Here is a 6,187-nt window from a genome sequence, read left to right on the forward strand (position 1 = left end):
CGAGCTGGCGCCGCACGGCATCAACGTCAACGCGATCTGTCCCGGCAGCGTCGACACCGAGGGCAACCGCGGGGTCGCCACCGAGATGGGGGTCTCGTTCGAGGAGATGGTCGATGAATTCACCTCGCGGCAGCTGATCTCTGAGGTCATGGGGCCGGAAAAGATCGCCCGCGCCGTAATCTACCTGGCCTCGGCCGACGCCGACTTCGTCACCGGCCACGCGCTGGCCATCGACGGCGGCGCGACGACCAAGTGACCATGCGCCCCGGCCGGGGGCATTCTTACTGCCACGATGTGGGCCCAAATGTGCGCGGACCAGACAGAAAGATTTCCCGGATATTCGAAAGGAATTTTTCAATTGGTCGCTCTGCTAGACCGACACCGCAATCGATGTATTGGGTCTTTTCGCATGGACCAGCTCATCGGAAAATCGCAGGAAGCAATCAGGGCCAGTGATCTAGGCCGTGTACGCATGAATGCCCGTGCCACACCGATCCACAGCAAGTCCGCTTCCGAGGGTGTTCCGGAGATGTTGGCTGCTGCTTCACATGTCGCGGACCAACCAAATTCGGAAACTCGTCCGCGCCTTCGCAGTTCGACTTCCCATCATCAGACGGCCACCGAAGGGTTCGGTTTTCTCGGCGTTGGAACGGGGATACGATCCTCGTGAATTAGGAGAGGGGGATATCCGAGACATGTCAGTGGAACCCACTTACAGAACAGAGAGGCTGGCCGAGGGCTTCCGCCTCCTCGAAGGGCCGAGGTGGCGCGACGGACGGCTCTGGGTGTCGGATATAATGGGCTGCAAGGTCCACACAATTGGCTTGGACGGGACTGTCGAGACCGTGGTCGAGGTCCCGAACCGGCCCTCTGGTCTCGGCTTCCTGCCTGACGGCACGCCGCTCATCGCCTCCATGCAGGACAGGCGCCTGCTGCGCCTTGAAGACGGGGGATTGGTCTGCCACGCCGAGCTGAACTCGCTGGTCACAGGCGATCTCAACGATATGGTGGTCGACGCCCAAGGTCGGGCTTACGTCGGCAATATCGGCTTCGATGTGTTTGGCGGCGCCGATTACAGGAGTGCAAACCTGGTCATGGTGAGCCCCGCGGGCGCGGCACGAGTTGTAGCCGAGGCGTTGGAAATTCCCAATGGGACCGTGATTTTGCCGGGAGGCGATGTCTTGATCATCGCCGAGACCTGGGGTCATAGGCTGTCCGCCTTCAACTTCAACCCGGATGGAACGCTGTCGGATCGACGGCTGTTCGCGGATATGGGCGAATACGGTCCGGACGGGATCTGCCTGGACCAGGAAGGTGCCATCTGGGTAAGCGCATTCGATCAGGGTGACTTCTTGCGCGTTCTGGAGGGCGGGGCGATCACCGACCGCATCGATGTCGGTGATTGCCGGGCCGTCGCCTGTCAGCTCGGTGGCGAAGACGGGCGCATGCTTTTTTGCCTGACCTGCGAGGGAACATGGGAAGAAATCCGCACTGGGCAGGCGCACGCCCGGGTCGAGGTCGTGCCCGTCGATGTTCCTGGTGCGGGCTCGCCGTAGCCTTGGTTAGGACCGCTTCGGGTCACCAAGGGACGCGCTGCCTGGCTTCTGACGAGTCGGCTCGACCCCGGTCAGCGGAAACGATCACGAGGTCGATATCGCGACGGGCTCCGCCGTTCGCCGACCCCTAGCAAGCCGAAGGAGCCGGCGGCGGCCCGCACTGCTGGAGTTCGCCATGACCCGAAGTGAAATTGTCGAGTGATGCAAAGACCGCACTCTATTCAGAACGAAAGATTGACGGTCTCGTCAGCTCGGACGCGTTGTCGGCAAGGATTTTGAGTGTTGCGGTCGGACTTCGACCCTTCGAATATCGGGCATGCGGCCGGAACATGGCAAACCGTCCCGACGGTCCTGATTTGTAATGTCGGTAGCGCCTTGAGTCTTGAAAAGAGAAATCTGTGCCCACCTCCATCATCCATTGGAAATGCGAACCCAATGAATACCTACCGATCGCTCCAAGCTGATCAGAACTTGGAACGAGATGCTTACCGAAGGGAAAGATGACGTCGAAGCGGGCACGGTTAGGTTCGCCGGCTGGGTCAACAACTCCGAGGGCTACGGCATCGTCGAAGCGCCGTCAAAGACCGACGTGATTCGCCTTTGCGCAGAGTTATGGCCAATGGTCCACAATGATATCAACGAGATTGTCCCCCTGCGCGAAGCCCGCTCGGCTATAATCGCTGGAACAAAAGAGGGCTGAGAGAAAACTTAAGGCCAGGGAAGACTCAGTTCGTCGCAAGGGCGGCCTCGACCCCAATTGCAATAGATAGAAGGTCAAGATCACCGTCCGGACGGCCATCCAACTCTAGCCCGACGGGTAACGCGTGGCCGGTGGTCTCGAGTGGAATGGAAAGCCCAGGTGCACCGTAGACTCCGGTTGGCGCGATGTTCCGGATAAAGGTCTGCAAGGTCGGAACCGTCTGGCCGTTCAGAATGACGGTCTCCGTCGAGCCGTCGATCGGCTGTGCCTCAAGGGGTGCGGTGGGAAAGATAACGGCGTGGAGCTCATGGTATTTCAGAAGCTTAAGGTAGTTCAGCCTGATTTGTTTGATCCGGCCGATCGATTTCCGGTAGGTGGCCTCGGTCGGAGCATCGTCGCCGAGAACTGAATTTACGTATGCTGCTTTCACGTCCTGACTTGCAATCTTGCCGACCACGTCTTCTAGGCTTGTTAGCGGCTGATACTTCCCCAGAAATGCGCTTAGACCGCTTCTCATCTCGTAAAACCCGATTGGGTAGCCAATCTCGAAGCAGGCGTTGACGATCGGCGCGAGGTCGATGTCGACGAGCGTCGCCCCAGCCTCCCGTAGTTTCGGAAGGGCCACATCTATTGCCGCAGCCACTCCGGGTGAAAGGTTGTCTGAATGCGGTCCCGCAACACCGAAGCGGACGTTGTTCAGATCCCGCCGCTCGGGCATACGATTACTAGTCATGACAGCGTTCAGAAGAGCAGCATCCGCCACGGTACGCGCCAGCGGTCCCACAACATCGAAAGTCGGGACTGCAGGCACCACTCCCTCCTGATCAACCCGCCAGGTTGTCGGCCGAAAGCCGACAACTCCGTTCAGCGCAGCCGGAAGACGAACTGAGCCGGCAGTGTCAGTGCCGAGCCCGGCGGGAACGATGCCTGCTGCAATCGCCACGGCCGTTCCACCGGACGAGCCACCGGGAAAACAGGTTGGGTCAATAGCGTTCCGGACCGCACCAAAGGCTGCGTTGTTCGACGTCACGCCAAAAGCAAGTTCATGCATATTGGTCTTGCCGATGACGATTGCATGCGCCGCCGTTAGGCGCGCGACAACAGGTGCTGAGGTCTGCGGAATGAAGTCGATCCCTAGCGTGCCGGCAGTTGTGCGGACATCCTCGACATTGATGTTGTCTTTCACGACCATCGGCACGCCGGCGAGGGGGCCAGGGGCGTCGCCATTCGCCACCATAGCGTCAACGCGGCGGGCGTTAGACAGTGCACCATCGCTATCAAGTGTGATAAACGCGTTGAGCGCCGCCTTCGCATCGGCCTTTTCGAGCGCCCCTTCAACCAGCGTGCTCGCGGTGACCTTTCCTTGACGCACCATCTGCGCCAGCTCAGCGATCGATCGCTCCATCCAATACTACGTGGGAGCCACCGTAGCGATCATGACCACAGCAGCAGCCCTCGCCTTCCAACTCCGCGATGTGACTGACCTTCAGGTATTTCACGCTTGATCAAGTGGAACAAGCCTCGCCACTATCCCCGCGCGCGAGAAGGCCAAGAGGTGAGCCTTCGTCGCCCATGTACCCAATTTCAGTGACACCAAACTCGTGTGGAAAACCCCGCTTCAATCCTTGTCGTAGAGTGCTCTGATACCCCATGGCCGCAAATGCACGCATGGGCAACGCAGCCTGTATTCTCTCGACCAAAGCCATGGATTCTTCGATGTCGTCGATCACCGTTCGAAGGCCCGGATACCGGCAGTCAGCCCGCGACGTGATCGCGCGCCGCTTCACCAGCGGCCGTTATCGGGCCGCATAGCATTTTCGGGGAGCAGGATATCGAACCGCTCCCGGATCTTGCGATCGGTCGCTGGGTCGATATGGTCGGGATAATGGGTCGAGAGGATTCCCCGGACTCGCGTGCTGGCCGCTTCCATGATGCCGGAGCTTCCGGCTTCTTCCCACTCCCCCTGGGAACGGCGGTCGGAGATTTGCGGGTAATGGAATTCGCTTTCCATGAGCGAGAGCGTTTGGGGATGGCCGAGATAGTGGCCGGGGCCACGGACCACATCGAGGATTACGTCGAAGGAAAGGGTTTCTTCGGTAACCTCGATGCCACGCACGATTCGGGCAATGTTACCCAGCATATCGTTGTCGATCACCATGGCCTCGAAGGAACAGCCCATGAGGCTCGCCATCATACCGGCGACTTCCGATACTCCAGCGCCGGCCAAGGCGGCGGCAGTCACCGTGATCCCCTTTTCGAAACCGGCCTGGGCGTCCGGCCATTTGGCATCGGTCATTCCGGCACCCACGGAGGTGGGAAGGCCATAAAACAAACCTATCTGGGCGGCCGCCGCCGCCAACACCGCCTCCTCGCCACCGCCCCCGGTGAAGGCACCACTGCGGAGATCCGAGACGAAGGGCCAGGGCCCGAAAGCCATGGGGTGTCTTGGCACAACCAGCTGCACGAGCAGCAGCGCGGCCAGGGATTCCGCCGTCACCTGGACGAGCGTTCCGGCGAGCGCCGCCGGCGACGTGGCCCCGGCCTGTGGTGCCATCACCGCCCAAACCGGTCCGCCGATCCTCGTGGCGGCGAGGCAGACCTCACTATTCTCGTCGCCATAATTGAGAGGAGAGACCACGCAACAGCCTCCGGCGGAGCAGAACGGCCGTTCCCGTCGCTTCGTCTCGCCGCCCACGATCAAGTCCATCAGTTCGATGATGTCGTCCACATGGGCGGCGTTGGTGGGGGAAAGACTTACATGCTTGGTCGTGCCCGCGATGGCGGCGTAGGCCATGTTGATGTCGGCGGTGCGTAGGTCGGGGATATCGGTCGCAATCACCACCTGGGAGAAATCATGCACGTGCTCCAAGCGGTCGATCAATCGGGCAAAGTCGTAAACATCGACGAGAGTGGACGGCCGGTAGTGACGTCCGTCGACGTCCAGGGTCGTAACGGCGTCGCCGCCTGGACCGAATTGGACCCGCCCGGCGGCATCTTCCAAGTCGCATTTCGGATCGTAGGCATGAATCACGAATTCCTTGGGCATGGCGGCGATTACATCCTCCACCAGCGCCCTCGGGAAGCAGAGCCGGCCGTGATCGTCGATCCAGCAACCCTTGGCCAGCGCGTGTTCTTTCAGGATTGGCAGGGGATTGCCCATGCCCACCTTCTCCAAGAGGTCGAGGGCGGTTTCGTGAATGCGCTGGACATCTCTTTCGGAAAGCGGTCGGTAGGTGCCGCCCTGAAGTTTGGCGCCGATCGAGCCGGACGGCCGCTGCTGCCTCAGCGCGTGTCGGGCCTCGCGGCCTCCTGCGCGGCGTTTCGTTCGGTTTACTGGCATAGATGCTCGCCTATAATCAGCGTGGTAAGGCTGAGCAGTACATCAAGGACGGCAGGAACACCAACAAATGAACGTGGCTGACGTGCCGCAAGTTCCGCGAAAAAGCCGTCTTTTCCCTTCCGTTGACTCGATCCGGCATAGAAAACGTGGCGCTTCGGACTTTAGGGCCATCACGTCGAGAGCCTGACATCCTGCCCGCGAATCAGCGGACGCCCTCAGCCAAAAGCGGCCATTCGAGCACTCTCTTCGCAGCTTAGATTCCCCCGTCTCCGGCCACCGTTCTCCTGATAGAAGGAGAGAGAATGTGGATCTGAACCACGGCGCGCCCCGCGCCTGGTGAGCGGACAGAATCCCTGCGGTGAGATGGGTTCCTATCATCGAGCCTTGGTATAAGTGAGGATGCGCCTCGGCCGGGGGGCGTTCGGTCGCGATGGCCAACCGCCGGGTACGGAATTCCCTACCGGCCTTCTCATATCGGAAATCCCGATTAACGCTACCCCACCGCGCCCATCATTTGATCCCGACGATTTCTCGTTCCTGCGATTGTCCCAACGGGCGCGGACGTCGCGAATCTGAACGCCCCCGCGAGCA

At 60.5% G+C, this 6,187-nt stretch carries 5 protein-coding genes; 3 read left to right on the forward strand and 2 right to left on the reverse strand.

The window, feature by feature from the left end:
- From GY791_11755 to GY791_11765, 3 genes are all read left to right on the forward strand, one after another.
- On the forward strand, nucleotides 1-256 hold a 256-nt coding region (locus tag GY791_11755), incomplete at its 5' end, for an SDR family oxidoreductase (protein ID MCP4329100.1).
- Nucleotides 257-695: 439 nt separating this feature from the next.
- On the forward strand, nucleotides 696-1,556 hold the full coding sequence (locus GY791_11760; protein ID MCP4329101.1) for an SMP-30/gluconolactonase/LRE family protein: 861 nt from the start codon (nucleotides 696-698) through the stop codon (nucleotides 1,554-1,556).
- Between the two features lie 481 nt (nucleotides 1,557-2,037).
- Nucleotides 2,038-2,256 (forward strand): hypothetical protein, encoded by a 219-nt coding sequence (locus GY791_11765; GenBank protein ID MCP4329102.1) that lies wholly within the window; start codon nucleotides 2,038-2,040, stop codon nucleotides 2,254-2,256.
- Between the two features lie 25 nt (nucleotides 2,257-2,281).
- Here the strand turns inward: GY791_11765 and GY791_11770 are convergent, their stop codons facing one another.
- Entirely contained in the window at nucleotides 2,282-3,661 is a 1,380-nt protein-coding gene (locus GY791_11770; protein ID MCP4329103.1) for an indole acetimide hydrolase, read from the reverse strand.
- A 378-nt stretch (nucleotides 3,662-4,039) separates the two neighbouring features.
- Nucleotides 4,040-5,596, reverse strand: coding sequence for a methyltransferase (locus GY791_11775; GenBank protein ID MCP4329104.1), 1,557 nt, complete (start codon nucleotides 5,594-5,596; stop codon nucleotides 4,040-4,042).
- Between the last annotated feature and the right edge of the window lie 591 nt (nucleotides 5,597-6,187).

The organism is Alphaproteobacteria bacterium (genome assembly GCA_024244705.1).
Lineage (GTDB): Bacteria > Pseudomonadota > Alphaproteobacteria > JAAEOK01 > JAAEOK01 > JAAEOK01.

Bases quoted from the DNA above. Each gene is read 5' to 3' on its own strand.
- GY791_11770 (MCP4329103.1), bottom strand. From the start codon at position 3,661: ATGGAGCGATCGATCGCTGAGCTGGCGCAGATGGTGCGTCAAGGAAAG.
- GY791_11760 (MCP4329101.1), top strand. From the start codon at position 696: ATGTCAGTGGAACCCACTTACAGAACAGAGAGGCTGGCCGAGGGCTTC.
- GY791_11775 (MCP4329104.1), bottom strand. From the start codon at position 5,596: ATGCCAGTAAACCGAACGAAACGCCGCGCAGGAGGCCGCGAGGCCCGA.
- GY791_11765 (MCP4329102.1), top strand. From the start codon at position 2,038: ATGCTTACCGAAGGGAAAGATGACGTCGAAGCGGGCACGGTTAGGTTC.